Raw genomic sequence first — 24688 nt, forward strand, 5'->3', positions numbered from 1 at the left:
AACCCCGCCGCCAGGAATCCCGCCGCCGCCCAAGACCCCGTCACCGCCCGAGACCCCGCCACTCGGAATCCCACCACCGCCCGAGCCCTCGCCGCTCAAAATCCCGCCGCCACGCGAAACCCCACCGCCGCCCAAAACCCCACCGCCTGCGATCCCGCCGCCGCGCGAAATCCCGACGCCCGGAGTCCCACCGCCGCCCAAAACCCCACCAGCACCCGGATTCCCCCCACCGCCCAAACCCTCGCCGCCCACAACCCCCACCTCATCAGAAATACTCACACCCCTCATGCTCCCTCCAACGCCCCGTCCCTCGCCGCCGACACCCCCCGCGTGTCCCGATCCGGCCTCCCGTCGCCCGGGATCGTCAGTGCGACCGCGCTCGCGGCGAGGGCGATCGTGCCCGCGATGCCGAAGGCCAGCAGATAGCCGTGCAGGGTCGGTACGGGCGCCCCGCCGACGAGGCTGGTGTGGTGGACCAGGACCGCCGCGACGGCCGCGCTGGACACCGCCTGTCCGATCGTCCGCATGAGGACGTTGACGCCGTTCGCGGACGCCGTCTGGTGCGCCGGGACCGCGCGCAGGATCAGCGAGGGCAGCGCCGAGTAGGCGAGCGTCGTACCGGTCGCCACGACGGCCGCGCCGATCATGATCATGGCGAGGGAGTGGCTGTCGAAGATGCGGACGGCGTAGCCGCAGGCGATGACGGCGGCGCCGAGGGAGAGCGTGATCCTGGGGCCGCGCGCGGCGGAGATCCGCGCGGAGACCGGGGAGAGCACCAGCATGATGACGCCGCCCGGCAGCAGGCACAGACCGGTCTCGACGATGGACAGCTGGAGGCCGTACCCGGTGGCCTTGGGCGCCTGGACCAGCTGGGCCGTCACGAGCGAGTTGGCGTAGAAGGCGAAGCCGGTGAGGAGCGCGGCGACGTGGGAGAGGCCGACGCGCGGCCTGGTCACCAGCTTCAGGTCCACCAGCGGGCGTTCGGCGCGCAGTTGCTGCCACCACCACAGGGCGAGAAGCACCACGGACCCCGCGAACAGCCCGGTGATCCGGCCGCTGGTCCACCCCCACTGCCCGCCCTGCGAGACGCCGAGCAGCAGACAGCTCAGCCCGGCGGCGAGCCCGAGCGCCCCGGTCACGTCGAACCTCCCCGGCTCGCGCACCGGCGACTCGGGCACCGCCCAGCGCAGCAGCGCGACGCCCATCGCGCCGAGGGCGCCGGTCAGCCAGAACATGACGTGCCAGTTGGCGTACTGCACCACCATGGCCGCCGCCGGCAGCCCCAGCGCGGCGCCGATCCCGACGGTCGAACTCATCAGCGCGACCGCCGATCCCCTTTTCTCGGGCGGGAGTTCGTCGCGCAGGATGCTGATCGAGAGCGGTACGACGGCGGAGGCGGCGCCCTGGAGCGCGCGGGCCGCGACGAGTATCTCGATGCGTGAGGTCAGGGCGCAGATCACCGAGCCGACGGCGAGCATCGAGAAGGAGAGCAGCAGGACCTTGCGTTTGCCGTACATGTCGCCGGCGCGGCCGAGGACGGGGGTGAGGACGGCGCCGGAGAGCAGGGACGCGGTGACCATCCAGGAGACCGCCGCGGCCGAGGAGCCGGTCAGCCGGGGCAGGTCGGGCAGGAGGGGGACGACGACCGTCTGCATGACGGCCATCAGGATGCCGCCGTAGGCCAGGACCGGGACGGTGGGCCGCCGGCGCGGTCCTGGCGTGGATATCGGTGCGGGCGATGCCATGGGCGACTCCAGCGACCTGCGCGGTGCGAAAATATGGTGAATGGCGATTCACCGTAACAGTGAATCGCCATTCACCAAAGGCGCGCGGGGGCTCGCGGCGGTGGTGTCCGCCGGCTCACTTCCGCCCGGTCAGCACCCTGGAGTGCACCGTGCGCGCCACCACGGGACCCAGCCAGCGCTTGAAGCGGCGCAGCGCCTCCAGCCGGCCGGCCGCGCGGTCGAGGCGGTAGTAGAGCTGGGGCGGCACGTACGGCAGCAGCGGTGAGTGGCGCTGGCCGAGGAGCGCGAACATCTGCTCCGGGGGGAGGTGGATGTAGCGGGTGAGGTTCTCGTACCACTGGGCGCTGTAGCGGGCCGCGCTCTGGGTGGGGAGGAGGGCGGCTTTACGGGTGTGCTCGTACGCGGTGAGGGCCTGTGCGAGGTCGTCCGGGTGGTCGCGGAGGGCGTCGGCGAGGGTCATCGCGTCCTCCAGGGCGAGGGTGGTGCCGGCGCCGATCGAGTAGTGGGTGGTGTGGGCGGCGTCGCCGAGGAGGACGAGGTTTCCGTGGTGCCAGGTCTTGTTGGTGAGGGTGCGGAACTTCAGCCACTGGGCGGACGTTCCGGAGATGAGGGGGTGGTTGTCGAGGAGGGGGGCGAAGAGTTTCTCCAGGGCGGGCAGCGCGTCGGGGCCGTCGAGGGCGAGGCCGGTCAGGGTCTCGGGGGCGCATTCGATGACGCAGGTGCTGTGGTCGGCGTCGTAGGGGTAGCCGTAGCACCAGATCCAGCCGTGCCCGGTCTCGACGAAGGCGAAGGTGAAGGTGGTGAAGACCTTGGTGGTGCCGAGCCAGATGTAGGAGTTGCGGCCGTCGGTGAGTTCGGCGCCGAAGCGGTCGGGGTGCACGGAGCGCAGGGTGCTGCGGACTCCGTCGGCGGCGACGACGAGGTCGGCGCCGGAGAGGTCCGGTCCGGTGAGCGCCTGGGGCGTGACCTCGCTCCCGAACTCCAGCCGCACCCCCAGCTCCCGGGCCCGCGCGGCGAGGATCTCCAGCAGCTTGTGCCGGCCGATGCCGTGCCCCTCGTCCCCCGGCTGCCGGGTCAGCCGGTCGCCGACGTACGCGACGCCCTCGGTCCAGCGCACCGACGCCGCGTCGATCGCGCGGGCCGACTCCTCGTCGTAGGCGTGCAGTTTCTCCAGGAGTTCGCTCCAGTACGTGACCCCCCAGCCGTACGTCGAGCCTTCCGCGCCCCGTTCGTGGACGGTGATCTCGTGCGCCGGATCGCGCCGCTTCAGCAGGATCGACAGATACAGACCGGCGGGGCCGCCGCCGACGCAGGCGATCTTCACGCGCACCTCTGGAATGACCGAACGTGGATGGGAAGAGGACGCAGGGTAGCAGCCAAAAGGGGCGCGGGTACGCAGAAGGGGCGGCCGACTCCCGCCGACCGCCCCTTTGGGTAAAGCTTCCAGGAAAGCTCTCCCCAAGCCTCCCCGCCTCCCCGCCTCAGCGACTCAAAGCCGCCTCAGCCCGCCAGCTCCCTGCACTCCGGATGCCCCCACCCCTGCCCGTTCTTCGCGATCTGCTCCCCCGCCGCGTACGACCGCCCGCACACGCACCGCCCCGGGAACTTCGCCTTGAGCGTCCGCGAGGACGCCCCGCCGGCGCCGCCCCCGCCCCCACCGGTCTGCTTGCGGGCCGCGGGCTTGCGCCGCGCCGCACCCCCGGAGGACGGGGTGAGCGGCGACGGCGGCGGCACCGGCGACCCCCACTCGCTGCCCGCCGCCTCCTGCTCGATCGCCGCCTGGCTCGCCGCGCGGTCCGCGAAGTCGTTCAGGGGGTCGCCGTCGACCTGGTGGGCGGGGACGTAGCGGAACTCCACCTCGCGCCCGCCGAGCAGCTCGTCGATGCGGACGACCAGTTCCTGGTTGGCGACCGGCTTGCCCGAGGACGTCTTCCAGCCGTTGCGCTTCCAGCCCGGCAGCCAGGTCGTGACCGCCTTCATCGCGTACTGGGAGTCCATCCGGACCTCCAGCGGCGCGGCCGGGTCGGTGGCCTCCAGCAGCTCTTGCAGCGCGGTCAGTTCGGCCACGTTGTTGGTCGCTCTGCCGAGCGCTCCGGCCGCCCAGCGGTCCGGTCCCTCGGCGCCGTCGGAGATCACCCACGCCCAGCCCGCGGGCCCGGGGTTGCCTTTCGAAGCCCCGTCGCACGCGGCCACAACTCGTTCACGCATGCGCACGATCATGCCATGGCCGCGACGGCGTCAGCTCACGTCGGTCATGGGCGGCGGCTCCCCCTCGGTGGTCTTCACGTCGATCACCGAGAACTGCGCGCCCTGCGGGTCGCTGAGCGCCGCGAACCGCCCGAACGGCATGGTCATCGGCCCGAACCGGAGGATGCCGCCACTGTCGACGGCCCGTTTCACGGCGGCGTCGCAGTCGTCGACGGCGTAGTACACGTTGATGTACGACGGGACGTGCGGCGGGAACTCCTCGCCCATCCTCATGCGGCCGAGCAGCATGGTGTCGCCGAGGTGGTAGACGCCGAAGTCGACGGCGTCGTCGTCCATCTTCTTCACCTTGTAGCCGAAGACGGCCGGGAAGAACGCGTCGGGTTTCTCCGGCTCGCGGGTGAAGACCTCGGCCCAGCAGTAGGCTCCGGGCACGGCGACCGCCTCGAACCCCTCGTGGGCGCCGGCCTGCCAGACGCCGAAGACGGCGCCGCTGGGTTCCCGGGCGAGGCACATCGTGCCGAAGTCGCCCACCTTCATGGGCTCCATGAGGACCTCGCCGCCGGCCGCGCGGATCTTCTGAGCGGTGGCCGCGGCGTCGGCGGAGGCGAAGTACAGGCACCACTGCGAGTGGCTCTCCCCCTCCTGCCCCGGCATCGGCGGTACGACGGCGGCGACCGCCTTGCCGTCGGCGTAGGCCTGGGTGTAGCTGCCGAACTCCGACGCCGCCTCGCCGAAGGTCCAGCCGAGGACCTGGCCGTAGAAGCGCTTGGCCCCGTCCAGGTCGGTGAACATCGCGTCGGCCCAACAGGGCGTTCCTTCAGGCTGCACGGCCATGACCGCGCCCCTTCCGATCAGTGGAGGTGTCCTTTCCGCCCACGCTAGTCACCGGGGCGCGGGGGCGCGCGCCGAGCGCTTCACCACCCATCGCACACCACACCCCGTGTTTATGCGCCTGGCGCACTTTCCCGCCCCCTTCACGCCTTACCCGGCGCTGCGATCAACGGGTTGGCTGAATGTACGCATCCGCTTCCGATGTCCACTTTTTCTGGGAGACCCCTGTGTCCACACCCGACGACACCGTCGGCCCCGCCGGCGTCGAGGCCCCCGAGCCGCCCGAGCTGACCAGCCTCAGCACCCGGGCGGCCCGGCAGCTGACGACGACCACCAAGTCCGAGCCCCAGATGCAGGGGATCAGCTCGCGCTGGCTGCTGCGCATGCTGCCCTGGGTCGATGTGAAGGGCGGCACCTACCGGGTGAACCGCCGGCTCCAGCTGCGGGTCGGCCGGGGCCGGGTGCAGTTCGAGCACAACGGCGCGGACGACATCCGGATCGTCCCGCCGACCCTGTCCGAACTGCCGGCGCTGCGGGGTTACGACGACACCGAGGTCCTGACCGAGCTGGCGGGCCGCTTCCGGGTGCGGGAGGTGCGCGCCGGTGAGGTGCTGTACGAGGCGGGGCAGCCGGTCACGGAGGCGTACGTCGTCGTGCACGCCCGGCTGACCCGGTTCACGACCGGCCCCTACGGCGAGGAGCAGGTCCTCGGGGTCGTCACGGACGGCGATCAGCTGGGCGACGAGGCCGTGGGGCAGGCCGATCCGCTGTGGCTGACGTCGGTGCGGGCGGAGACGGCCGGGGTGGTGATGGCGCTGCCCTGGACGGCGCTGCTGGAGCTGACCGGCCGGGTGCCGTCGCTCGCCGCGCACCTGGCGGCGTTCGCCGCGCGGCAGGCGCTGCCGATGAACCGCAAGGGCGAGGCCGAGGTGCCGCTCCAGGCGGGCCATGTGGGCGAGCCGACGATCGGCAGCGGCTTCGTCGACTACGACCTGGCCCCGCGCGAGTACGAACTGTCGCTCACGCAGACCGTGCTGAAGGTGCACACCCGGGTCGCCGACCTCTACAACGACCCGATGGACCAGACCCGCCAGCAACTGCGGCTCACCGTCGAGGAGATCCGCGAGCGGCAGGAGTGGGAGCTGGTCAACAACCGCGAGTTCGGGCTGCTGCACAACACCGACCACTCCCAGCGGATCAGCACCTACACCGGGCCGCCGACCCCGGACGACATGGACGAGCTGCTGGCGATGCGCCGCAAGACCAAGCTGTTCCTGGCGCATCCGAAGGCGATCGCGGCGTTCTTCCGGCAGTGCAACCGGCGCGGTCTGGTGCCGGGCGGCGCGGACGTCGAGGGGCATCAGGTGCCGGCGTGGCGGGGGGTGCCGATCTTCCCGTGCAGCAAGATCCCGGTGACCGGCGGGCACACCAGCAGCATCATCGCGCTGCGCACCGGCGAGGCCGACCAGGGCGTCGTGGGGCTGTATCAGACGGGCATCCCGGAGGAGTTCCAGCCGGGGCTGAACGTGCGGTTCATGGGGATCGACCAGAGCGCGATCATCCAGTACCTCGTCACCGCCTACTACTCGATGGCCGTGCTGGTGCCGGACGCCGCCGGGATCCTGGAGAACGTGCAGATCGGGCGGATGCCCGAATGAGCTACGCGCTGCCCGGCCCCCCGGCGCCCTTCGCGCGGCTGGACGCGCGCCGCACGGGGGCGATCCCGGGGCTCAAGTACCGGCAGGTCGAGCCCGCCGACCCGGCGAAGGCGGCGGAGGTCGACCGGCGCCTCGAGGAGTGGGCCAAGGAGCTGGATCTGTTCCCGGCGGCCTGGGACGGGGACTTCGCGGGCTTCCAGTTCGGGCGGGCCGTCGTCCTCCAGCATCCCCGGGCGCTGGACATGGAGCGGCTGGTCGTCGCGGGCAAGCTGCTGCTCGCGGAGAACATCGTCGACAACACCTACTGCGAGGAGGACGAGGACAAAGGCGGCTCGCGCACCGGGCTCGGCGGGCGGCTGATCATCGCGCAGTCCGCGCTCGACCCCTACCACGGCCCGGCGGACGTCACCGAGGAGTGGCTGCGGGGCATGCAGGGCGACAGCTCGCTGCGGTCGTACTTCTGGGGGCTGAAGGACTACGCGGCGATCGCCTCGCCCAGCCAGGTCACCCGGTTCCTGCACGACATCGCGCGGCTGCACCTCGGCTATCTCGGCGAGGCCGGCTGGGGCGAGACCCGGTACCGGCCGCAGGTCTGGGAGTACCTGGTGATGCGGCAGTTCAACAACTTCCGCCCCTGTCTCGGGATGGTCGACGCCATCGACGGCTACGAGCTGCCCGAGCAGTTCTACTCGCGCCCCGAGATCCAGCGGATCACCGCGCTGGCGAGCAACGCGACCACGCTCGTCAACGATCTCTACTCGTTCACGAAGGAGCTGGCCGGCGACCCCGACCATCTCAATCTGCCTCAGGTCGTCGCCGCCAACGAGGGGCGCGGGCTGAAGAACGCCTATCTGAGGGCCGTCGGGATCCACAACGAGATCATGACGGCCTTCGAGGAGGAGTCCGCGGCGCTCGCCGCGCTGTCACCGCTGGTGGAGCGGTACGCGCAGGGCCTGGACGACTGGGTGGCCGGCAACCACGAGTGGCACGCCACCAACACCCACCGCTACCACCTGCCCGACTACTGGTAAGGAGCCGTCAGTTGACCACCACGCAGGAACCCGGATTCGCGCCCGCACTGTCCGTGTACCAAGGCAGCGTCGCCGCGTACTGGAACGCGGAGGAGAACCCCGTCAACCTCGATCTGGGCCGGATCGACGACCTGTACCACCATCACTACGGCATCGGCGAGGCCGACTGGAGCGTCCTGGACGAACCTGATCCGGCCCTGCGCGGTGAACGGATCACGGCCGAACTGCACCGCCTGGAGCACGCCCAGGCCGAACTCCTGGCCGGTCACCTCGGCCCGCTGACGGCCCAGGACCGGGTCTTCGACGCGGGCTGCGGCCGGGGCGGCGGCAGCGTGACCGCGCATCTGCGCTACGGCTGCGCGGCCGACGGTGTGACGATCTCCGCGAAGCAGGCGGCGTTCGCGAACGAGCAGGCGCGCAAGCGGGGCATCGACGGCAAGGTGGCCTACCACCACCGCAACATGCTGGACACCGGCCTCACCTCAGGGGCGTACGCGGCGTCGTGGAACAACGAGTCCACGATGTACGTCGAGCTGGACCTGCTCTTCGCGGAGCACGCGCGGCTGCTGCGCCGGGGCGGGCGCTACGTCACCGTCACGGGCTGCTACAACGACGCCTACGGGCGGGCCTCCCGCGAGGTGTCACTGATCAACGCGCACTACATCTGCGACATCCACCCCAGGTCGGAGTACTTCCGGGCGATGGCCCGCAACCGGCTGGTCCCGGTCCACGTCGAGGACCTGACGGCGGCGACCCTGCCGTACTGGGAGCTGCGGGCCGGCGCGGAGCATCTGGTGACCGGGATCGAAGAAACGTTCATCGACGCCTATCGCAACGGCAGCTTCCAGTACTTGCTGATAGTGGCAGACCGGGTCTGAGTCCCGGGTCCGCTGCGGTAGACAGGTAGTGGGACAGGACGGCGGCCCCGGATCCCGGGGCCGCCGTTCTCCGTGTTCAGCGGCGGTTCACTCGCCCGCGTGCGCCCTCTGGACCTCGGCGAGGTCGAGCTTGCTCATGGCCATCATCGCCTTGGTCGCGCGGGCCGCCTTCTGCGGGTCGGGGTCGGCGATCAGGTCGGGCAGGCCGGTGGGGACGACCTGCCAGGACAGGCCGTAGCGGTCCTTGATCCAGCCGCAGGGGCCGGGCTCGCCGCCGTCCTCGGTGAACCGGTCCCAGTAGCGGTCGACCTCCGCCTGGCCGGCGCAGTAGATCTGGAAGGAGATCGCCTCGGTGAAGGTGAACTGGGGGCCGCCGTTGAGGGCGACGAACTTCTGGCCGTTGGCGGTGAACTCCACGGTCAGGACGGTCCCGGCGGGCATCGGCGCGCCCTCGGGGTAGCGGGAGACCTTGCCGAGCGCGGCGTTGTCGAAGAGGGAGACGTAGTAGTGGGCGGCGGCCTCGGCCTGGTCGTCGAACCAGAGGCAGGTGGTGAATCCGTCGGTGCTCATCGGCTCTCCCGGGGGGGTACGTCGGTCGCGGGTACGGTCATGGGTATCGACCCCCGTGCCCCCGCGAACTCATCGGTCCCCCGGACGGAAAATCCGGCGGAAATCCGGTCCGAAATCCACTCGGCACCCCGGCGGCCCCGAACTAGCATCCGGATCATGACGACTCACCCGGGAATCCATCCGTTCCGGATCGACATCCCCCAGTCCGAGCTGGACGAACTGCACGACCGCCTCGACCGCGCCCGCTGGCCCGACCAGGTCCCCGGCGCGGGCTGGCTGTACGGGGTCCCGGTGGACTATCTGCGGGAGCTGGCCGCCTACTGGCGCCACGAGTACGACTGGCGGGCGGCCGAGGCCCGGCTGAACGAGTGGCCGCAGTTCACGACCGAGATAGACGGCGCGCACGTCCACTTCGCGCACATCCGCTCCCCCGAGCCGGACGCGACCCCGCTGCTGCTCACCCACGGCTGGCCCGGCTCGTTCGTCGAGTTCCTGGACGTCGTCGGACCGCTCACCGACCCGGTGGCGCACGGCGGCGACGCGGCCGACGCCTTCCACGTCGTCGTCCCCAGCATCCCCGGCTACGGCTTCTCCGGGCCGACCGCCGAGAGCGGCTGGGAGGCCGGGCGGGTCGCGGACGCGTGGGCCGAGCTGATGACCCGGCTCGGGTACGGGCGGTTCGGGGCGCAGGGCGGCGACTGGGGCGCGGGCATCTCCCGCGAGCTGGGCCGCGCGCATCCGGACCGGCTGATCGGGGTGCATCTGAACCTGCTGCCGGGCGCGCAGGCGACCACCGAGCCGACCGAGGAGGAACTGTCGGCCCTGAGCCCGGCGGAGCGCGAGCGGACGCTGAGGTCGTGGGCGCACTGGCGGGAGTGGACGGCCGACGCCTCCGCGTACGCCGCCGTCCACGCGACCCGCCCGCAGACCCTCGCGTACGGCCTCACGGACTCGCCGGTCGGCCAACTCGCGTGGATCATCGAGAAGTTCCGCGAGTGGACGGACTCCGGTGAGCGGCCCGAGGAGGCCATCTCGCGGGATCTGCTGCTGACGAACGTGATGGTGTACTGGCTGACGGGGACGGCCGGTTCGGCGTCCCGCCTGTACTTCGAGCGCGCCCACACCACCTCCGGCCGCTTCGCCCGCCCCGACCTGCCGTCCACCGCCCCGACCGCGCTCGCCCTCTTCCCGGCCGAACTCCAGATCCCGCTGCGGCACAAGGCGGAGCGCACGGAGAACATCGTCCGCTGGACCGAGTACGACCGCGGCGGGCACTTCGCGGCGCTGGAGGAGCCGGATCTGCTGGTGGGGGACGTGCGGGCGTTCTTCAGGGAGCTGCGCGAGAAGGGTTAGGCCCTCGGCAGATCTGCCGAGGGCAGAGAAAAGGGGGCTGAGGCCGGCGGCGGATCGAGAGTGGAGTCACCGACGACAACTTCGGGAGAACCGATGACTCCACTCACTCTCGCGGACGGCGAAACCCAGCCGACCCGCTTCGACGACCAGCTGGCGGGCCGGCTCCTCGGCCAGCGCATGGTCTTCCTGGGCACGCAGGTCGACGAGGTGTCCGCGCAGCGCGTCTGCACGCAACTGCTGATCCTGTCGGCGCAGGACCCGCGCTCGGACATCGTCCTGTGCATCAACTCCCCGGGTGGAGAGGTGCATTCGGGCCTCGCGATCCACGACACGATGGAGCTGGTGCCCAACGACGTGGCGACCCTCGTGATGGGGTTCGCGGCCAGCATGGGCCAGTTCCTGCTGACCGTGGGCGCCCCGGGCAAGCGGTACGCGCTGCCCAACGCCCGCGTGATGATGCACCAGCCGTCCGCCGGGATCGGCGGCACCACCGCCGACATCGAGATCCAGGCGGAGAACTTGGAGCACACCAAGCGCACCATTGAGCGCATCACCGCCGCCCGCACCGGCCAGACCCCGGAGACGGTCTCCCGCGACGGCGACCGCGACCGCTGGTTCACCGCCGAGGAGGCCCGCGAGTACGGCATGGTCGACCGGATCGTCACGTCCCTGTCCGACCTGCGCCCGGCGGCGCCGGCCCGGCGGATGGGGCTGTGACCATGGCGAGCTACACGATTCCGTACGTCGTAGAGCGCACCCCGCAGGGCGGCGAGCGGTCCTACGACATCTACAGCCGGCTGCTGTCGGAGCGGATCATCTTCCTCAGCACGGAGATCGACGACGGCGTGGCCAACGTCGTCATCGCGCAGCTCCTGCACCTGGAGTCGGCGGCACCGGAGAACGAGATCGCCCTGTACATCAACTCGCCCGGGGGCTCGTTCACTTCGCTGATGGCGATCTACGACACGATGAGCTACATCAAGGCGCCGGTGTCGACGTTCTGCGTCGGCCAGGCGGCCTCGACGGCGGCGGTGCTGCTGGCGGGCGGCGACCCGGGCCGCCGGTTCGTCCTGGAGCACGCCCGCGTGCTGCTGGGCCAGCCGGCGTCGGGAGGGCAGCGGGGCACGGTCTCGGACCTCGCCCTCCAGGCGAAGGAGATGGTCCGCATCCGCACCCAGGTGGAGGAGGTCCTGTCCCGCCACACCGGCCAGAGCCCCGCGACGCTGCGCGCCGACATGGACCGCGACAAGGTCTTCACGGCCCAGGAGGCGGTCGCGTACGGCCTGGCGGACGAGGTCCTGGCCCGCCGCTGAGCCGGCTCAGGCGGCGAGGCAGAGTCCGTCGGTCCGGCGGCGGGCGGGGGTGCGGGCCAGTTCGCCGTGCACGCGGACGAGGAGGTCGCCGAGGCTCAGCCCGAGGGCGTGGGCGGCAGCCGCGAGCACCTCGGAGGAGGCCTCCTTGCGGCCCCGCTCCACCTCCGACAGATACGGCATCGAGATCCGCGCCGCCTCGGCGACGTCCTTCAACGTCCGCTCCTGGGACTGCCGTTCACTGCGCAGCACGTCTCCGACGAGATCCCGCCACAGGGGCTCACGGACGGCTTGCGGCTTGAGGGGGACCACGCGGGCCTGCTTGTCGTCGCTCACCTTCCCAGCCTAGGGGGGTGCGGGCGGCGGGAGGAGGGGGCTTCGCCGTGGGCCGAACGGGGAAAATCGCGCGTGAGGTCCGGGCGCGAAGATCTCCGTTCGGCCGTAGGGAAGAGGGAAGGCGGAGGTCCATGGAGCTGCGGGAGACGTTCGACGCGGTCGCGGAGCGGTACGACCGGGTACGGCCCAGGTATCCCCCGGAGCTGGTCGCCGAGTTGGTGTCGGTGGCCGAACTGGGCCCGGAGAGCAGCGTGTTGGAGATCGCGCCGGGCACCGGAAAGCTCACCGTCCCGCTCGCGGCGACCGGCTGCCGGATCACCGGCGTCGAACTGGGCGCCTCCCTCGCGTCCGTCGCCCGGCGCAATCTGGCCGGCTTCCCGCGCGCGGAGATCGCCGTGGCCGACTTCGACCACTGGACGCCCGCCCAGGAGTACGACCTGGTGGCGTGCGCGACGGCGTGGCACTGGCTGGACCCAGCGCACCGGGTGGGGCGGACGGCTGCGGCGCTGAAGAACGGCGGAGTGCTGGCGGTGGTGACGACCGAGCACGTCGCCGGAGGGGACACGCAGTTCTTCCACGACTCCCAGGCGCACTACGAGCGTTGGATGCCGGGGACCCCAACCGGGTCGCTCCTCAAGGACGTTTCCCAAGTGGCCACCGACTTCGATGAGTTCGCATGCGACCCGCGCTGTACCGATGTCGTCGTACGGCAGTTCACCCAGGACATCACGTACACGGCGGACGGCTACCTGGAGGTGCTGCTCACCTACTCGAACCATCTCGCGCTGCCCGCGCCGGCCCGCGCGGGGCTGCTCAGGGGGGTGCGGGAGCTGATCGAGCGGGACTACGGGGGCACGGTCACCAAACGCTACCTCCACGAACTCCTCACCGCCCGCCGCACGTTGGCGTGAGCGCGGGCGCATGCGGCGGGCGAGGGCGGGTAGTCGCCGGGTGAGTGGGCCCTCGTGACGGGCCCGTTCGCACGGGGACCCGGGAACCGTGACGCAACGAGGGAGAGGGCATGCGCACCGCCGTGATCGGAACGCGGACGCGATCAGTCGAGGAGACCGGCGGCGGAGGGCGGTCGCCGTTGCCGGGCGTGACGGAGCCACGCAGCGTGGCCCCGCGTGACGCACGCGAGCTGTCGCGCCAGTTCTTCCGGCGCCTCGGTGAGCTGGAGGAGGGCACGCACGAGTACCAGTACGCGCGCAACACGCTCATCGAGATGAACATGTCGCTGGTGCGGTTCGCGGCCGGCCGGTTCCGGGGCCGCGGGGACGACATGGAGGACGTCGTCCAGACCGGGATGATCGGGCTGATCAAGGCGATCGACCGGTTCGAGCCGGAGCGCGAGGTCGAGTTCACGTCGTTCGCGCTGCCGTACATCGTCGGCGAGATCAAGCGGTTCTTCCGGGACACCACCTGGGCGGTGCATGTGCCGCGCCGGCTCCAGGAGCTGCGGGTGGAGCTGGCGAAGGCGCGCGACGAGCTGGCCGGACGGCTCGACCGGGAGCCGACGGTCGCGGAGCTGGCGACCCTGATGGACGTCTCCGAACGGGAGGTCGTCGAGGCGCAGATCGCCGCCAACGGCTACACCTCCTCCTCCCTGGACGCGGCCCTCACCGGCGGCGACGGGAGCGACGGCGGGGAGGCCGTCCTCGCGGACTTCATCGGCGTCGAGGAGAGCGGGCTCGCGCTCGTCGAGGACTTCCACGCGCTGGCCCCGCTGATGGCCGGCCTCAGCGAACGCGACCGGCGCATCCTGCATCTGCGGTTCGTCGAGGAGGCGACGCAGGCGGAGATCGGCGCGCAGCTGGGGTGTTCACAGATGCACGTCTCACGGCTGATCAAGCGGATCATCACCCGGCTGCGGGAGGGGATGCTGGGCGAACTCGGTATCGCCTGAGGTCCCTTTTCACCGAGCTGCGCTCAGACCGTCAGCGGTACGACGGCCCAAACCCGTTTGCCGACCGGCACCCGTTCGACGCGCACCTCGGCGGCGAGGGCGTGGACGATCTCCAGGCCGTGCCGGCCGACGCGTTCGGGGTCGCGGGGGTAGCGCAGCGGGAGCGTGTCGCTGCTGTCGTACACGGAGACCGTCACGGCGGCCCCGGTGCCTTCGAGTTCCAGTATGTAGGGGCCGTCGCTGTGCCGGTCCGCGTTGGTGACCAGCTCGCTGACCACCAGCATCACCTCTTCGACGGCGCGCCTGCCGATGAGGGCGCACCACTCCGTCCTCAGCTGGTCGACGAAGCGGGCGGCGAAGGAGCGGGCCGCGCTGATGCTGCCGGGCTCACCCGTGTAGTGCGCGGCACTCCTCATGGGCTCCACTGGTACGCCGAAACCAGTCGTTGTCACTGCCCCGTCCAGGTGCTCGATCATGCTTTTCTCTCTCGGAGGCCGGACTGGCCGGACTGGCCGTACGCTGCCGCACCTGTCCTGCTACCCCGTCGCACGCGGGGCAGTCCCCCCTATGCACCCCTATGTACCTTGCTGGGGACCTGACGATACGCCCGGCACTTCGGCGCTCGGCGAGGGGGGCGGGGGCAGGGAGGGGGACGGGGGAGCCGACGGGGACTCTAAGGGCGTGGGCGGGGAGGAGGGGGAAGGGGCGAGCGAGAGGGAGGGGGAGGGGGAGAGTGTGGGGGTGAGGGGGCTGAGGCTCGGGCTGGGGCTCGGCGGCGCGCTGGGGCTCTGACTCGGACTGGGGCTGGGACTGGGACTGGAACTGGGGCTCTGGCTAGGACTCTGACTCGGACTCGTGCCCTGACTCGGGCTCTGGCTCGGCGAGTTGGAGGGCGAGGTGGACGGCGACACCGACGAGGACGGGGACGGGGACGGGGAACGCGACGAGGACGGCGACGGCGTCGGGGAGATCACCGGCGCCGGCGGCTTCGTCGGCCGGTCGTGCCGCCAGGTCCCCCGGTCCCGGGCGATCCAGCCGTGGTCGCCGGGGTCGTACAGGACGAAGACGTTGATCACGGTCACCGAGGGGGTGATGACGACGACGTTCGCGGGGCGGTAGCCGGGCCAGGAGCCGCCGGTCGGGCTCGGGGTGCCCTGCTGGGCGACGGCCGGGCCGAGGGGGTTGCCGCAGGCGCAGCGCACGCGCGGGACGCCGTGGCCGTCGACGAGGACGGCGGTGCCGGCCTGGAGGACGGACTGGTAGGCGTCGGCGGTGCCGTTCACGAAGCCGTGGTTGGTGACGCGGGTGTCGACGCGGAGCTGGACCGGGGTGAGGGAGTGCAGGAAGGCGGGGACCTGGTCGGGCTTCACCCCGACGGTGGAAGCGAACGCGGCGTTCTTCGCGGGGGCGGCGGACAGGAACCGTATCTGCTTGTCGATGTCGCAGGCGGCCGTGTTCCGGGTGCCGCCGTAGAGGCCGGCGGTGTTGCCGGAGACGCTCTGGAGCGCGCCCGAGGCGGCCGGGCTCGCGGGGGCGGCCGAGGCGGGCGGGGCGGAGCCGGTCGTGGCCGAGGAGGCGGTGAAGGGGTCGCGGCCCGCCGTGTCGGCGGCCTGGAGGAAGACCTCGCCGCCCTTCCCCGAGCCGCCCCCGCCACGGGTGAGGAGTACGGCCACCGCGGCGACGGCCACGACGGCGGCGGTGGCCATGGCGACGCGGGGCGCCGATCTCCACCAGGGCCGGTGCGGCTCCTCCGGGCTGGCGCCGCCGCCGCTCGACGGGGGCGGTCCTGAAGGGGGTTCACCGGGGCCGGAGAGGGGCCCCGAGGGCGGACCGGAGGGGCGGCCGGAGGACGGCGGTTCGACGCTCACGCACTCTCCCGAGGTGGGTTCGTACGGCACGCTGGCCGTTTTGCCACGCTTTGCTACGCGACGACCCATTGTGTGCTCCGAATGGGTGGAGGCCGCAAGCGGACGCCTGCGGCGGGCTGGGCGGGCAGGGGCGGCAGCGGCACCGAAAGGGCGGGCAGGGGGGCAGCGGCGCCGAAAGCGGCCTCGGGGCTCCGGCGGGCGTCGAAGGCGGCCCCTGGGGCTCCCGGCGGGCATCGAAAGTGGCCCCGAGGGCTCTCGGCGAGCGTCGAAAGCAGCCCCCGGCTCCCGGCGGGCGTCGAAGGCGCCTCCGCGGCGAGCCTGAACCCGGCGCCACAGCGGCGAGCCTGAGCCCGGCGCCTCTGCGGCGGGCGTGAGGCCGGTCGTCGGCCGCTCTCGGCAGGCAGCTCCGCGCGCCCCTGCTTAGCGTGGCCGCGTGAGCGACTTCCGTGGTTCTGACCTCGCCGTCTCCCGGCACGGCTGGCCCCAGGCGGTCGCCGTCGTGGTGACCGGGGTGCTGGCCATGGCTCTGGTCGCCGGGCTCGGGCTGCTCGCGGCCGGGGCCGGGAATCTGCCGGGCGGGGCGTACCCCTCGGTCGTCGCGGCGGCGGTGGTGACGGCGGTCGGCGGGACCGTCGAGCTGTCCGGCGCCGCCAGTTCGCTCGCGGGGGCACGCGGCGGTCTGACGATCATCCCGCTGTCGGTGACCCTCACCGGAGCGCTCCTCATCGGCGCCGGTTTCCTGCGGCCGTTGCGGCGGCGGGCGGTGGCGTCGGCGGCCGAACTCGCGGGGTGGGCGGGCCGGATCGCGCTCCTGTGGCTGCTGGCGCTGCTCGGTCTCGCGCTGGCTTCCCGGCACACCTTCCGGATCTCCCTCGGCAGCGGCACGGCCGCCGATCTGGCCGACCTGTTCGGGGTGAACCCCAGGGTCGGCTTCAAGGCGGACGTCCCCGCGTCGCTGGCCGTCGGCCTCTGCTGGCTCGCCGGGGTCCTGCTGCTGGCGCTGCTCGTCGCCCGGGGCGCCCCGCTCCCGGCCCGGCTGCTGCGCTGGCAGCAGACGGTGCGGCCGGTGTCGTTCGCGATGCTCGTGCTGCTGCTCAAGTGGGTGCTGCTCGGGGTCGTCGTCGCGCTGGTCGTGGCGTTCACGCGCGGGCGGCCCGCCGAGACGATGGCCGTGGTGCTGCTGGGGATGCCGAATCTGATGTGGCTGGCGTTCACGCTGGGGCTCGGGGTGACCTGGGACGGGCGGGTGCAGGGGCCCTTCGGGCTGCCGATGCCGCATGTCCTGGACGAGGTGCTGCGCACGCCGGACGTCTCGGCGCTGAACGTGCGGACGCTGGCCGCGCAGGACGGGCGGGTGTGGTGGCTGGTGGCCGTCGACGCGGCGCTGGTCCTGGCCGCCGGCTTCATGGCTGCCCGCCGCTCACCCGCGCGGATGCGGCCCTGGCAGCACGCCGTACACATGGCACTGGCGCTGGCCGCGACCGTCCTGATGATCTGCCTGCTGGGCCGGATCTCGGCACATTACGGCCTGTCACTGCTCGGCATCGGCGACCTGGGCGGCGACTTGGGCGGCCAACTGTTCCTACGCCCCCGGCTGTGGTCCGCGCTGGGGATCGCGGCGGGGTGGGGGCTGGTGGCGGGGTTCGTAGGGGCGGTGCTGACACGTAAGCGGCGCTGACGCATGGGCGGTGCTGATCCATGAGCGGCGCTGGTGCGCGAGCGGCGCTGACGCATGGACGGAGCTGACACGTGAGCGACGCTGACGCACGAGGCCAGCCCCCGAACTCCGCCCGCGCAAACACCGCCGCGCCGCAAAGCACGCCCGCCTCACTAACACCGCCGCCCCGCGGAGACAGCCCCCTCCCGGAGACATCCGCCTCGCAAACACCCGCCACGCCGCAGAAACCGCCGCCCCGCGCACACCGCCGCCCCGCAGAAACCGCGCCCCCGCAAACCCCGCCGCCCCGCAAAGCCGCCCCCCTCAAAACACCACCCGCGCCCACCCCGGCGGCTCCCGCACACCCCCCTCCTCCAGCGCCCCCCTCAACTCCCGTACGAACTCCCGGCAATCCGGCTGCCGTTCCTCCGGATCCTTCGCGAGGGCCCGGGCGAAGACCGCGTCCGTCGCCGTCGGCAGTCCCGCCCGCTGGGAGGTGACCGGCGGTGGTTCGTCGTACTGGTGGGCCCACAGCAGGGCCATGTCGTCGTCGCGGCGGAACGGCGGGTGACCGGCGAGGCATTCGTAGACCACGCACGCCAGCCCGTACACGTCGCACCGCCCGTCGACCGGCTTGCCGGAGATCTGCTCGGGGGCCACGTAGTCGAGGGTGCCGACGAACTCGCCGACGCTGGTGAACCCGGTCAGGGACAGCGACTTCTTCGTCAGCCCGAAGTCGGTGAGGTAGACGTGCTCGGGGTGCTCGCTGTCGGTGCCGGGCGCGACCAGGATGTTCCCGGGCTTCACGTCCCGGTGCACGAGCCCGTGTTCATGCGCGGCGTCGAGCGCGGAGGCGACCTGCGCGGCGATGCGTACGGCGGTGGCCGGCGGCAGCGGGCCCTCGCGGTCGAGGAGCCGGCGCAGATCGCGGCCGTCGACGTAGCGCATCGCGATGTAGAGCACGCCGTCGGCCTCACCGGCCTCGTACACGGGCACGATGTGCGGGTGGTCGATCCGCGCCGCGACCCGGGACTCATGCGTGAAGCGCTGCCGGAAGCGGTCGTTGCGGGCGAGTTCGGGCGCGAGCAGCTTGAGCGCGACCGTCCGGTCGAGGCGCAGGTCACGGGCCCGGTGGACGACCGCCATGCCGCCCCGCCCGATCTCGTCCTCGATGCGGTAGCCGGGGATGTCAGGGGTCATCGGGGGTCACCACACGGGTCGGGGCGTGGTCATCGGGCGGCGCCGCCCCGGAGGTGTACCCGACGCCCCGCTCACCAGCCGACGGCACGTCCACAGCGCCCCGCTCACCAACTCGCAACGCGTCCACGGCAGTCCGCTCCCCCTCAGGCGGCCCGTCCACGGCGTACCCGGCAACCCGCCCGCCCTCCCCGTACACCCACCGCCCCCGCTCCTGGTCGTACAACCACACCGACTCCCCGTCGATCACCACCCCCACCCGCAGCCCCGCGACCCGCCGCCGGAACCCCTCCCCCTCCCCCAGCGCCGCCCGGTACTCCGCGAGCGCCCGTTCCGCGCGGGCCAGCAGCGGACGCGGGTCGTCCGCTGCGGCCATGTCCCCGCCCGGCTGCGGCGGATCGGCCGGTACGGCGATCAGGAGGCGGCCGTCGACCCACGCGGACCAGCCGTTGGCGCACAGGACGTGCGCCCAGTCGCCGCGCCGCTCGGTGAGCCGGACGGGCAGGAGGGGGTCGAGGGCGGCCGTGGGGCGGGCGGGGTCGGGGGCCTCCCAGGCGGGCATGCCGTGTGCCGGGGCGACGTGGGTGGGCGCGAAGCCGGTCACCGGGTCACCTCCGGCTCCTGCCGGCGCAGCAGCCGCGCGACCCCGCAGAGGAAGACCACCGCCAGCGCGAGAAGCATCCCGATGTCGAGGAGCCAGATGTGCGCGGTGTGCCGGAACAGCGGGTCGGGGGTGACGATCCGGCCGAGGTCGAGGGTGCTGGCCATCGCGGCGAGGGCCCAGCGCGAAGGGACGAGCCACGCGAGCTGTTCGAGCCCGGGGACCCCGTCGAGCGTCAACAGGGCGCCGCAGAAGACGACTTGGACGATCGCCAGCAGCACGAGCAGCGGCATGGTCACCTCCTCCTTGCGCACCAGCGCGGAGACCAGCAGCCCGAGCGTCATGGCGGTGAACGCCAACAGGGCGACGGCGACCGTGATTTCGGCGAGCGGTGGCAGCAACACGCCTTTGCCGCCGGGCGCGTCGAGCCGCACGCCGAGCAGTCCGACGAGGGTGAGGACGACGGCCTGCAACACGGTGACGGTCCCGAGGACGACCACCTTCGACATCAGATACGCGCCCCGCGAGAGCCCGACGGCCCGCTCCCGCCCGTAGATGGCCCGCTCCTTGACGAGTTCGCGCACGGCGTTCGCGGCGCCGGTGAGGACGCCGCCGACGCAGAGGATGAGCAGGGCGTCCATCGCGGTCTTCTGGGTGAGCGTGCCGCCGGCGAGCGCGCGGGCCATGGCGCCCATGACGAACGGGAGGGCGACCATGACGGCGAGGAAGGTGCGGTCGGAGGCGAGGGCCGCGGTGTACCGCCGTACCAGGGTGGCGAGTTGGGCGGTCCGGCTGCGGGGGCGCGGGGGCGGCGGGACCGGTCGCGAGGGTTTGTCGGGCAGCCGGGGCTGGGCGGCGGCCTCGGTGACGTACCGGCGATGCTCGGGCGAGCGCGCGTACTCCCCCGCCCAGTCCCGCTCGTGCGTCAACGCCTCGAAGACTTCGGGCCATTGGCGGCAGCGGAAGTACTCCAGGGCCTCGCCGGGCGGGCCGTAGTAGGCGGTCCGGCCGCCGGGGGCGAGGACGAGGAGGCGGTCGCAGACATCGAGGCTGAGGACACTGTGGGTGACGACGATGACGGTGCGGCCGTCGTCGGCAAGGCCGCGCAGCATGTGCATCACCGAGCGGTCCATGCCGGGGTCGAGTCCGGAGGTCGGTTCGTCGAGGAAGAGCAGCGAGGGTTTCGTGAGCAGTTCCAGGGCGACGCTGACGCGTTTGCGCTGGCCGCCGGAGAGGCTGTGCACGGGCTGCTCCGCCCGTTGTTCCAGGCCGAGTTCGCGGATCACCTCGTCGACGCGGGCGCGCCGTTCGGCCTTCGCGGTGTCCTGCGGGAAGCGGAGTTCGGCGGCGTAGCCGAGGGCGGCGCGGACGGTCAGCTGGGTGTGCAGGATGTCGTCCTGAGGGACGAGGCCGATGCGCCGGCGCAGTTCGGCGTAGTCGCGGTAGAGGTCGCGCCCGTCGTAGACGACCGTGCCGTGCTGGGCGGGGCGCTGTCCGGTGAGGGCGTTGAGGAGCGTCGACTTGCCGGCGCCGCTGGGGCCGACGACCGCGAGCAGGCACTTGGCGCCGACGGGGAAGGAGACGTGGTCGAGGAGGACCTTGCCGCCGTCGACGGTGACGGTCAGGTCCTGTACGTCGAGGCTGACCTCGCCGGTGTCGACGTACTCGGCGAGTTCGCCCGCGACCAGGCGGAACGCGTGGTGTCCGATGCCCACGACGCCGTCGGGGCCGAGCGGGGCGCGGGTGACCGGGGCGCCGTCGAGGTAGGTGCCGTTGTGGCTGCCGAGGTCGGCGATCTCGTACCCGCCGCCGGGCAGGACGCGCAGTTCGGCGTGGTGCCGGGAGACGGTCAGGTCGTCCAGGACCAGGTCGTTGTCGGCGGCGCGGCCGATGCGGACCGTGCGGGCGGGCAGCGGGCGCAGGGCCGTGGGGGCGCGGAAGGTGCCGGTGCTCGCGGGGCGGGAGACGACCTGGCGGCGGGTGAGGCGGGCGCGGGGCCCGTCGGCGGGGCTGCCGAAGGCGAGGACGCTGCCGGGTCCGACGTCCTCGGCGTGGACGCGGCGGCCGTCGGCGTAGGTGCCGTTGGTGCTGTGCTCGTCCTCGATCGTCCAGTGGTCACCGGCGGGGCGGAGCACGGCGTGGTGCCAGGAGACGCGGGAGTCGTCGAGGACGATCTCGCCGAGGGGGTCGCGGCCGAGGTGGTAGACGTGGTCCGGGGTCAGCACCGTGGAGCCCGACCCGGTCTCCAGCACGAGGTCGGGCGCGGACGGGAGGACCGGCCGCTGTGCCATGCTCGAAGTCTAGCCACGCGGTCACTCGTGCGCCCGGCGGTGGCGTCAGCCGACCGGCAGGACCAGCGCCGGGATCGTCCGCTGCATGCGCACCGCGTCGACCGACTCCGCCAGCAGCTCGTACTCGGTCGTCTCGTCGCTGAGCGCGATGCGCACGAGCCGGCCTGAGCCCAACTCGTCGGCGACCAGCTCCTGTTGCGCGGGGTCGGCGCACCAGGCGCGCAGGATGCCGGGGACGTCGGGGACGGTCGCGGCGACGGGGACGAGGGCCCCGGGCGGGAACCGGCCGCTCTCGGGGCGCGGGTCGAGGCGTTCGGCGATCCAGGAGGCGCGGTCGCGCAGCCACCACAGGGCGAGCGCGAGCGTGGGCGCGCGGTAGGTGCCGAGCGGTACGCCTATGCGCTGCCCGTCGCAGACACCGTACGCGGTGACATGGCACAGGAATTCGTCGTGCACGTCCCTCTCCCCCGAGGCTGACCGGCCGGGCGCGGGATCCTTTCCCTCCGCTGTGGTTCCTGTGAGTGAACTACCCCTGACGTTGAGTATGTTCACTTCTAAAACACTGTCACCACGCCTTTTTGGCCAGTCTCGAAAAGCGCCGTCATGACCTCGGAGGTAATCGACCGGCGCGCGGGGGGTCGGCACAGTGGTGCCACCGGATCGGCACGGGGGTTCGATCCAGGTGCTGACCAGCGAAGACGACTCTCCAGGAGCTGATGACCCATGCCCGAGCGCCATGACATCGCCGTCGCCCGTTACTTCGCGGCGTGGAACGCCCGTGACCCTGAGGAGCGGGCGGTCGCGGTGGCCGCCGCGTGGGCCCCGGAGGGGTCGTACGTCGATCCCTTGGCCGAGGTCGGCGGGCATGCGGGGATCGTCTCGGTGATCGGCGGCGCGCACGAGATGTTCCCGGGGTTCACGTTCAAACTGACCGGGGCGGTCGACGGGCACCATGACACGGCCCGTTTCTCGTGGGAGCTGGTCAGTGACGCTGGGGGCACCGCCCCGGTGGCCGGATCTGACGTGCTCACGCTCACCGAAGACGGCCGGATCGGTGCCGTTCTGGGGTTCCTGGACCGGGTTCCGGCGTAAAGGGGGCCCGGTCAAAAAGACTCCGCCCGTCCGGGACCGCTGGGCAAGGTCCCGGACGAGCGGAGAGCGGTGCGGGTCAGGCGCCCACGATCTTGTCGATCGCGGCCAGCTCGGCGTCCTCGAAGTCGAGGTGCGCGAGGGCGCCGACGCTGTCCTCGATCTGCTGGGCGCTGCTCGCGCCGACGAGGGCGGAGGTGACCCGGCCGCCGCGCAGCACCCACGCGAGGGCGAGCTGGGCGAGGGTCTGGCCGCGCCCGGCGGCGATGTCGTTGAGCGCGCGCAGCTTGCCGACCAGCTCTTCGGTCAGCTCGTCGGAGTTCAGGAACGGGCTGTCGCTCGCGGCGCGGGAGCCCTCGGGGATGCCGTCGAGGTAGCGCGAGGACAGCACGCCCTGCTCCAGCGGGGAGAAGACGATCGAGCCGACCTCCAGCTCGTCGAGCGCGTCCAGCAGGCCGCCGCTCTCGGGGCGCCGGTCGAGCATCGAGTAGCGGGGCTGGTGGATCAGCAGCGGGGTGCCCAGCTCGCCGAGGATGCGGGCGGCCTCGCGGGTCTGTTCGGCGGAGTAGTTGGAGACCCCGACGTACAGCGCCTTGCCCTGCTGGACGGCCGAGTGCAGGGCGCCCATGGTCTCCTCGAGCGGGGTCTCGGGGTCGGGACGGTGCGAGTAGAAGATGTCGACGTAGTCCAGGCCCATCCGCTTCAGGGACTGGTCGAGCGACGACAGGACGTACTTGCGCGAACCCCACTCGCCGTACGGACCGGGCCACATCAGGTAGCCGGCCTTGGTCGAGATGACCATCTCGTCGCGGTAGGGCGCGAAGTCGGTCTTCAGGAACTCGCCGAAGGCGGACTCGGCGGCGCCGGGCGGCGGGCCGTAGTTGTTGGCGAGGTCGAAGTGGGTGATGCCGAGGTCGAAGGCGCGGCGCAGGATGGCGCGCTGGGTCTCGACCGGGCGGTCGGGCCCGAAGTTGTGCCACAGGCCGAGCGACAGGGCCGGGAGCTTCAGTCCGCTGCGCCCTGAGCGGCGGTAGGGCAGGTCCGCGTAGCGGTCGGGATGAGCGGTGTAGGACAACGCGACTCCATCGGTCAGGCGCTTCTGCTGGGCGGTCCCACCTTCCCCCACCTGCGGGCAGTGGTCCAACAGAAGAATCCGATGGAATTGTGCGACTAGTCTTCTCAATCGTGGAACTGCGTCATCTCCAGCATTTCGTGGCGGTCGCCGAGGATCAGCACTTCACCCGGGCCGCCGAACGCCTCCTGGTGTCCCAGTCCGGCCTCTCGGCGTCGATCCGGGCGCTGGAGCGGGAGCTGCGGGCGCCCCTGTTCGTGCGCACGACGCGCCGGGTGACCCTGACCGAGGCCGGGCGGGCGCTGCTCACCGAGGCCGAACGGATCCTGGCGCAGGTGCGGTCGGCGCACGAGGCGGTGGCCGCCGTCCAGGGCGTGCTGCGCGGCACGCTGGCCCTCGGCGCCGAGCAGTGCATCGCGGGCGTCCACCCGCCGGGCCTGCTCGCGGCGTTCCGCCGGCTGCACCCGGACGTCGAGATCCGGCTGCGCCAGTACGGCTCCGGCACGCTAGCGGAGGAGGTCGCGGCCGGCCGCCTGGACCTGGCGTTCGCCTACCGCACCCAGGACGACACCGACCAGCTGCGCTCGGTGTCGCTGGCGGTGGAGCCGATGTACGTGCTGTGCCACCCGGAACACCGGCTCGCCGGCACGACGTCGGCGCTGACCCCGGCGGACCTCGCCGACGAGACGTTCGTCGACTTCCACCCGGACTGGGGCCCGCGCCGCGTGAGCGACGCCGCCTTCACCGGGGCGGGCGTGCGGCGGACGGTGGCGCTGGAGGTCAACGACGTGCACAGCCTGCTGGACCTCATCGACGAGAACCTGGGCGTGGCCGTCGTCCCCCGCCACTTCCGGCACAAGCGGGAGGCGCTGACGGCGCTGCCGCTGGAGGGGATCGGGGCGGCCGGCTACGAGACGGTGGCGCTGCTGCCGCCGGACGGGGCGACGAGTCCGGCGGCGCGGGCGCTGATGGGGCTGCTGGAGAGCGGGGCGGCGTAGAGCCGCTTTTTCAGGCGGTCTGGGCCGCGTAAGGGTCTCGTGCGCCTGTCGCAAAGCGGGGGCGGGCGGGCGAGGTCCGGGGCATGGTG

Annotated in this window: 24 protein-coding genes; 11 read left to right on the forward strand and 13 right to left on the reverse strand. The window is 72.1% G+C overall.

Going from position 1 to position 24688, the window contains the following annotated elements; translation table 11 throughout:
* Positions 1-284: 284 nt before the first annotated feature.
* The 4 genes from ACYUD3_RS19960 to ACYUD3_RS19975 form a co-directional block, all read right to left on the reverse strand.
* Positions 285-1745, reverse strand: a complete 1461-nt coding sequence (locus ACYUD3_RS19960) for an MFS transporter (RefSeq protein WP_470971704.1) — start codon at positions 1743-1745, stop codon at positions 285-287.
* Positions 1746-1860: 115 nt separating this feature from the next.
* Positions 1861-3069, reverse strand: a complete 1209-nt coding sequence (locus ACYUD3_RS19965; RefSeq protein WP_470971706.1) for an FAD-dependent monooxygenase — start codon at positions 3067-3069, stop codon at positions 1861-1863.
* 176 nt (positions 3070-3245) lie between these two features.
* The gene (locus tag ACYUD3_RS19970; RefSeq protein ID WP_470971707.1) at positions 3246-3965 is read right to left on the reverse strand and encodes a ribonuclease H family protein; all 720 of its coding nucleotides are present in this window, start codon (positions 3963-3965) and stop codon (positions 3246-3248) included.
* Between the two features lie 18 nt (positions 3966-3983).
* Positions 3984-4787, reverse strand: a complete 804-nt coding sequence (locus tag ACYUD3_RS19975; RefSeq protein WP_470971708.1) for a VOC family protein — start codon at positions 4785-4787, stop codon at positions 3984-3986.
* A gap of 224 nt (positions 4788-5011) precedes the next feature.
* Here ACYUD3_RS19975 and ACYUD3_RS19980 point away from each other — a divergent pair, with 224 nt between their 5' ends.
* From ACYUD3_RS19980 to ACYUD3_RS19990, 3 genes are read left to right on the forward strand one after another with little or no spacing between them, the layout of a single operon-like run.
* On the forward strand, positions 5012-6442 hold the full coding sequence (locus ACYUD3_RS19980) for a family 2B encapsulin nanocompartment shell protein (protein WP_470971710.1): 1431 nt from the start codon (positions 5012-5014) through the stop codon (positions 6440-6442).
* Positions 6439-7473, forward strand: coding sequence for a terpene synthase family protein (locus ACYUD3_RS19985; RefSeq protein ID WP_470971711.1), 1035 nt, complete (start codon positions 6439-6441; stop codon positions 7471-7473). Before ACYUD3_RS19980 ends, ACYUD3_RS19985 begins: the two co-directional genes overlap by 4 nt.
* An 11-nt stretch (positions 7474-7484) precedes the next feature.
* A complete protein-coding gene (locus tag ACYUD3_RS19990; protein WP_470971712.1) occupies positions 7485-8351 on the forward strand; it encodes a geranyl diphosphate 2-C-methyltransferase in 867 nt (288 codons plus the stop codon).
* An 87-nt stretch (positions 8352-8438) separates the two neighbouring features.
* On the opposite strand, the gene ACYUD3_RS19995 is transcribed toward ACYUD3_RS19990, so the two are convergent.
* On the reverse strand, positions 8439-8921 hold the full coding sequence (locus tag ACYUD3_RS19995; RefSeq protein ID WP_470971714.1) for a VOC family protein: 483 nt from the start codon (positions 8919-8921) through the stop codon (positions 8439-8441).
* Between the two features lie 156 nt (positions 8922-9077).
* Between ACYUD3_RS19995 and ACYUD3_RS20000 the strand changes: the two genes are divergently transcribed.
* The 3 genes from ACYUD3_RS20000 (at position 9078) to ACYUD3_RS20010 (ending at position 11587) form a co-directional block, all read left to right on the forward strand.
* Complete coding sequence (locus ACYUD3_RS20000) at positions 9078-10274, forward strand: epoxide hydrolase family protein (RefSeq protein WP_470971715.1); 1197 nt, start codon at positions 9078-9080, stop codon at positions 10272-10274.
* A gap of 93 nt (positions 10275-10367) precedes the next feature.
* Positions 10368-10991: an ATP-dependent Clp protease proteolytic subunit gene (locus tag ACYUD3_RS20005; RefSeq protein WP_470971717.1), complete on the forward strand. Its 624-nt coding sequence runs from the start codon at positions 10368-10370 to the stop codon at positions 10989-10991.
* Between the two features lie 2 nt (positions 10992-10993).
* A complete protein-coding gene (locus tag ACYUD3_RS20010) occupies positions 10994-11587 on the forward strand; it encodes a ClpP family protease (protein ID WP_470971718.1) in 594 nt (197 codons plus the stop codon).
* A 6-nt stretch (positions 11588-11593) separates the two neighbouring features.
* On the opposite strand, the gene ACYUD3_RS20015 is transcribed toward ACYUD3_RS20010, so the two are convergent.
* Positions 11594-11920, reverse strand: a complete 327-nt coding sequence (locus ACYUD3_RS20015) for a helix-turn-helix domain-containing protein (RefSeq protein WP_470971720.1) — start codon at positions 11918-11920, stop codon at positions 11594-11596.
* 131 nt (positions 11921-12051) lie between these two features.
* Here ACYUD3_RS20015 and ACYUD3_RS20020 point away from each other — a divergent pair, with 131 nt between their 5' ends.
* Positions 12052-12831: a class I SAM-dependent methyltransferase gene (locus tag ACYUD3_RS20020; protein WP_470971721.1), complete on the forward strand. Its 780-nt coding sequence runs from the start codon at positions 12052-12054 to the stop codon at positions 12829-12831.
* Positions 12832-12941: 110 nt separating this feature from the next.
* Positions 12942-13826 carry an RNA polymerase sigma factor SigF gene (locus ACYUD3_RS20025; protein ID WP_470971723.1) on the forward strand — a complete coding sequence of 295 codons (885 nt, stop codon included), beginning with the start codon at positions 12942-12944 and terminating at the stop codon, positions 13824-13826.
* Between the two features lie 23 nt (positions 13827-13849).
* Here ACYUD3_RS20025 and ACYUD3_RS20030 read toward each other — a convergent pair whose 3' ends face one another.
* Positions 13850-14302, reverse strand: a complete 453-nt coding sequence (locus tag ACYUD3_RS20030; protein WP_470971725.1) for an ATP-binding protein — start codon at positions 14300-14302, stop codon at positions 13850-13852.
* A gap of 99 nt (positions 14303-14401) precedes the next feature.
* The gene (locus tag ACYUD3_RS20035; protein ID WP_470971726.1) at positions 14402-15928 is read right to left on the reverse strand and encodes a DUF6777 domain-containing protein; all 1527 of its coding nucleotides are present in this window, start codon (positions 15926-15928) and stop codon (positions 14402-14404) included.
* A 199-nt stretch (positions 15929-16127) separates the two neighbouring features.
* Between ACYUD3_RS20035 and ACYUD3_RS20040 the strand changes: the two genes are divergently transcribed.
* Positions 16128-17372, forward strand: a complete 1245-nt coding sequence (locus ACYUD3_RS20040; protein ID WP_470971727.1) for a streptophobe family protein — start codon at positions 16128-16130, stop codon at positions 17370-17372.
* 303 nt (positions 17373-17675) lie between these two features.
* On the opposite strand, the gene ACYUD3_RS20045 is transcribed toward ACYUD3_RS20040, so the two are convergent.
* From ACYUD3_RS20045 to ACYUD3_RS20060, 4 genes are read right to left on the reverse strand one after another with little or no spacing between them, the layout of a single operon-like run.
* Positions 17676-18551, reverse strand: a complete 876-nt coding sequence (locus ACYUD3_RS20045) for a serine/threonine-protein kinase (RefSeq protein WP_470971729.1) — start codon at positions 18549-18551, stop codon at positions 17676-17678.
* On the reverse strand, positions 18541-19110 hold the full coding sequence (locus ACYUD3_RS20050; RefSeq protein ID WP_470971972.1) for a hypothetical protein: 570 nt from the start codon (positions 19108-19110) through the stop codon (positions 18541-18543). Before ACYUD3_RS20050 ends, ACYUD3_RS20045 begins: the two co-directional genes overlap by 11 nt.
* A gap of 38 nt (positions 19111-19148) precedes the next feature.
* Complete coding sequence (locus tag ACYUD3_RS20055; protein WP_470971730.1) at positions 19149-21440, reverse strand: ATP-binding cassette domain-containing protein; 2292 nt, start codon at positions 21438-21440, stop codon at positions 19149-19151.
* 45 nt (positions 21441-21485) lie between these two features.
* Positions 21486-21896, reverse strand: coding sequence for a hypothetical protein (locus tag ACYUD3_RS20060; protein WP_470971732.1), 411 nt, complete (start codon positions 21894-21896; stop codon positions 21486-21488).
* 267 nt (positions 21897-22163) lie between these two features.
* Between ACYUD3_RS20060 and ACYUD3_RS20065 the strand changes: the two genes are divergently transcribed.
* Complete coding sequence (locus ACYUD3_RS20065; RefSeq protein ID WP_470971733.1) at positions 22164-22532, forward strand: nuclear transport factor 2 family protein; 369 nt, start codon at positions 22164-22166, stop codon at positions 22530-22532.
* A 76-nt stretch (positions 22533-22608) separates the two neighbouring features.
* Here the strand turns inward: ACYUD3_RS20065 and mgrA are convergent, their stop codons facing one another.
* Positions 22609-23604: an L-glyceraldehyde 3-phosphate reductase gene (gene mgrA / locus ACYUD3_RS20070; protein ID WP_470971735.1), complete on the reverse strand. Its 996-nt coding sequence runs from the start codon at positions 23602-23604 to the stop codon at positions 22609-22611.
* Between the two features lie 110 nt (positions 23605-23714).
* Between mgrA and ACYUD3_RS20075 the strand changes: the two genes are divergently transcribed.
* Positions 23715-24599, forward strand: coding sequence for a LysR family transcriptional regulator (locus ACYUD3_RS20075; protein WP_470971737.1), 885 nt, complete (start codon positions 23715-23717; stop codon positions 24597-24599).
* Positions 24600-24688: the final 89 nt, after the last annotated feature.

The sequence above is a fragment of the Streptomyces sp. AMJ-169 genome, assembly GCF_055597585.1.

What these genes read in the sequence shown, in the direction of transcription:
- ACYUD3_RS19960 (WP_470971704.1), bottom strand. Translation starts at nt 1,745, where the DNA reads ATGGCATCGCCCGCACCGATATCCACGCCAGGACCGCGCCGGCGGCCC.
- ACYUD3_RS19970 (WP_470971707.1), bottom strand. Translation starts at nt 3,965, where the DNA reads ATGATCGTGCGCATGCGTGAACGAGTTGTGGCCGCGTGCGACGGGGCT.
- ACYUD3_RS19975 (WP_470971708.1), bottom strand. Translation starts at nt 4,787, where the DNA reads ATGGCCGTGCAGCCTGAAGGAACGCCCTGTTGGGCCGACGCGATGTTC.
- ACYUD3_RS19985 (WP_470971711.1), top strand. Translation starts at nt 6,439, where the DNA reads ATGAGCTACGCGCTGCCCGGCCCCCCGGCGCCCTTCGCGCGGCTGGAC.
- ACYUD3_RS19995 (WP_470971714.1), bottom strand. Translation starts at nt 8,921, where the DNA reads ATGAGCACCGACGGATTCACCACCTGCCTCTGGTTCGACGACCAGGCC.
- ACYUD3_RS20000 (WP_470971715.1), top strand. Translation starts at nt 9,078, where the DNA reads ATGACGACTCACCCGGGAATCCATCCGTTCCGGATCGACATCCCCCAG.
- ACYUD3_RS20005 (WP_470971717.1), top strand. Translation starts at nt 10,368, where the DNA reads ATGACTCCACTCACTCTCGCGGACGGCGAAACCCAGCCGACCCGCTTC.
- ACYUD3_RS20010 (WP_470971718.1), top strand. Translation starts at nt 10,994, where the DNA reads ATGGCGAGCTACACGATTCCGTACGTCGTAGAGCGCACCCCGCAGGGC.
- ACYUD3_RS20020 (WP_470971721.1), top strand. Translation starts at nt 12,052, where the DNA reads ATGGAGCTGCGGGAGACGTTCGACGCGGTCGCGGAGCGGTACGACCGG.
- ACYUD3_RS20025 (WP_470971723.1), top strand. Translation starts at nt 12,942, where the DNA reads ATGCGCACCGCCGTGATCGGAACGCGGACGCGATCAGTCGAGGAGACC.
- ACYUD3_RS20030 (WP_470971725.1), bottom strand. Translation starts at nt 14,302, where the DNA reads ATGATCGAGCACCTGGACGGGGCAGTGACAACGACTGGTTTCGGCGTA.
- ACYUD3_RS20035 (WP_470971726.1), bottom strand. Translation starts at nt 15,928, where the DNA reads ATGCCCGCCGGGAGCCCCAGGGGCCGCCTTCGACGCCCGCCGGAGCCC.
- ACYUD3_RS20045 (WP_470971729.1), bottom strand. Translation starts at nt 18,551, where the DNA reads ATGACCCCTGACATCCCCGGCTACCGCATCGAGGACGAGATCGGGCGG.
- ACYUD3_RS20050 (WP_470971972.1), bottom strand. Translation starts at nt 19,110, where the DNA reads ATGCCCGCCTGGGAGGCCCCCGACCCCGCCCGCCCCACGGCCGCCCTC.
- ACYUD3_RS20055 (WP_470971730.1), bottom strand. Translation starts at nt 21,440, where the DNA reads ATGGCACAGCGGCCGGTCCTCCCGTCCGCGCCCGACCTCGTGCTGGAG.
- ACYUD3_RS20065 (WP_470971733.1), top strand. Translation starts at nt 22,164, where the DNA reads ATGCCCGAGCGCCATGACATCGCCGTCGCCCGTTACTTCGCGGCGTGG.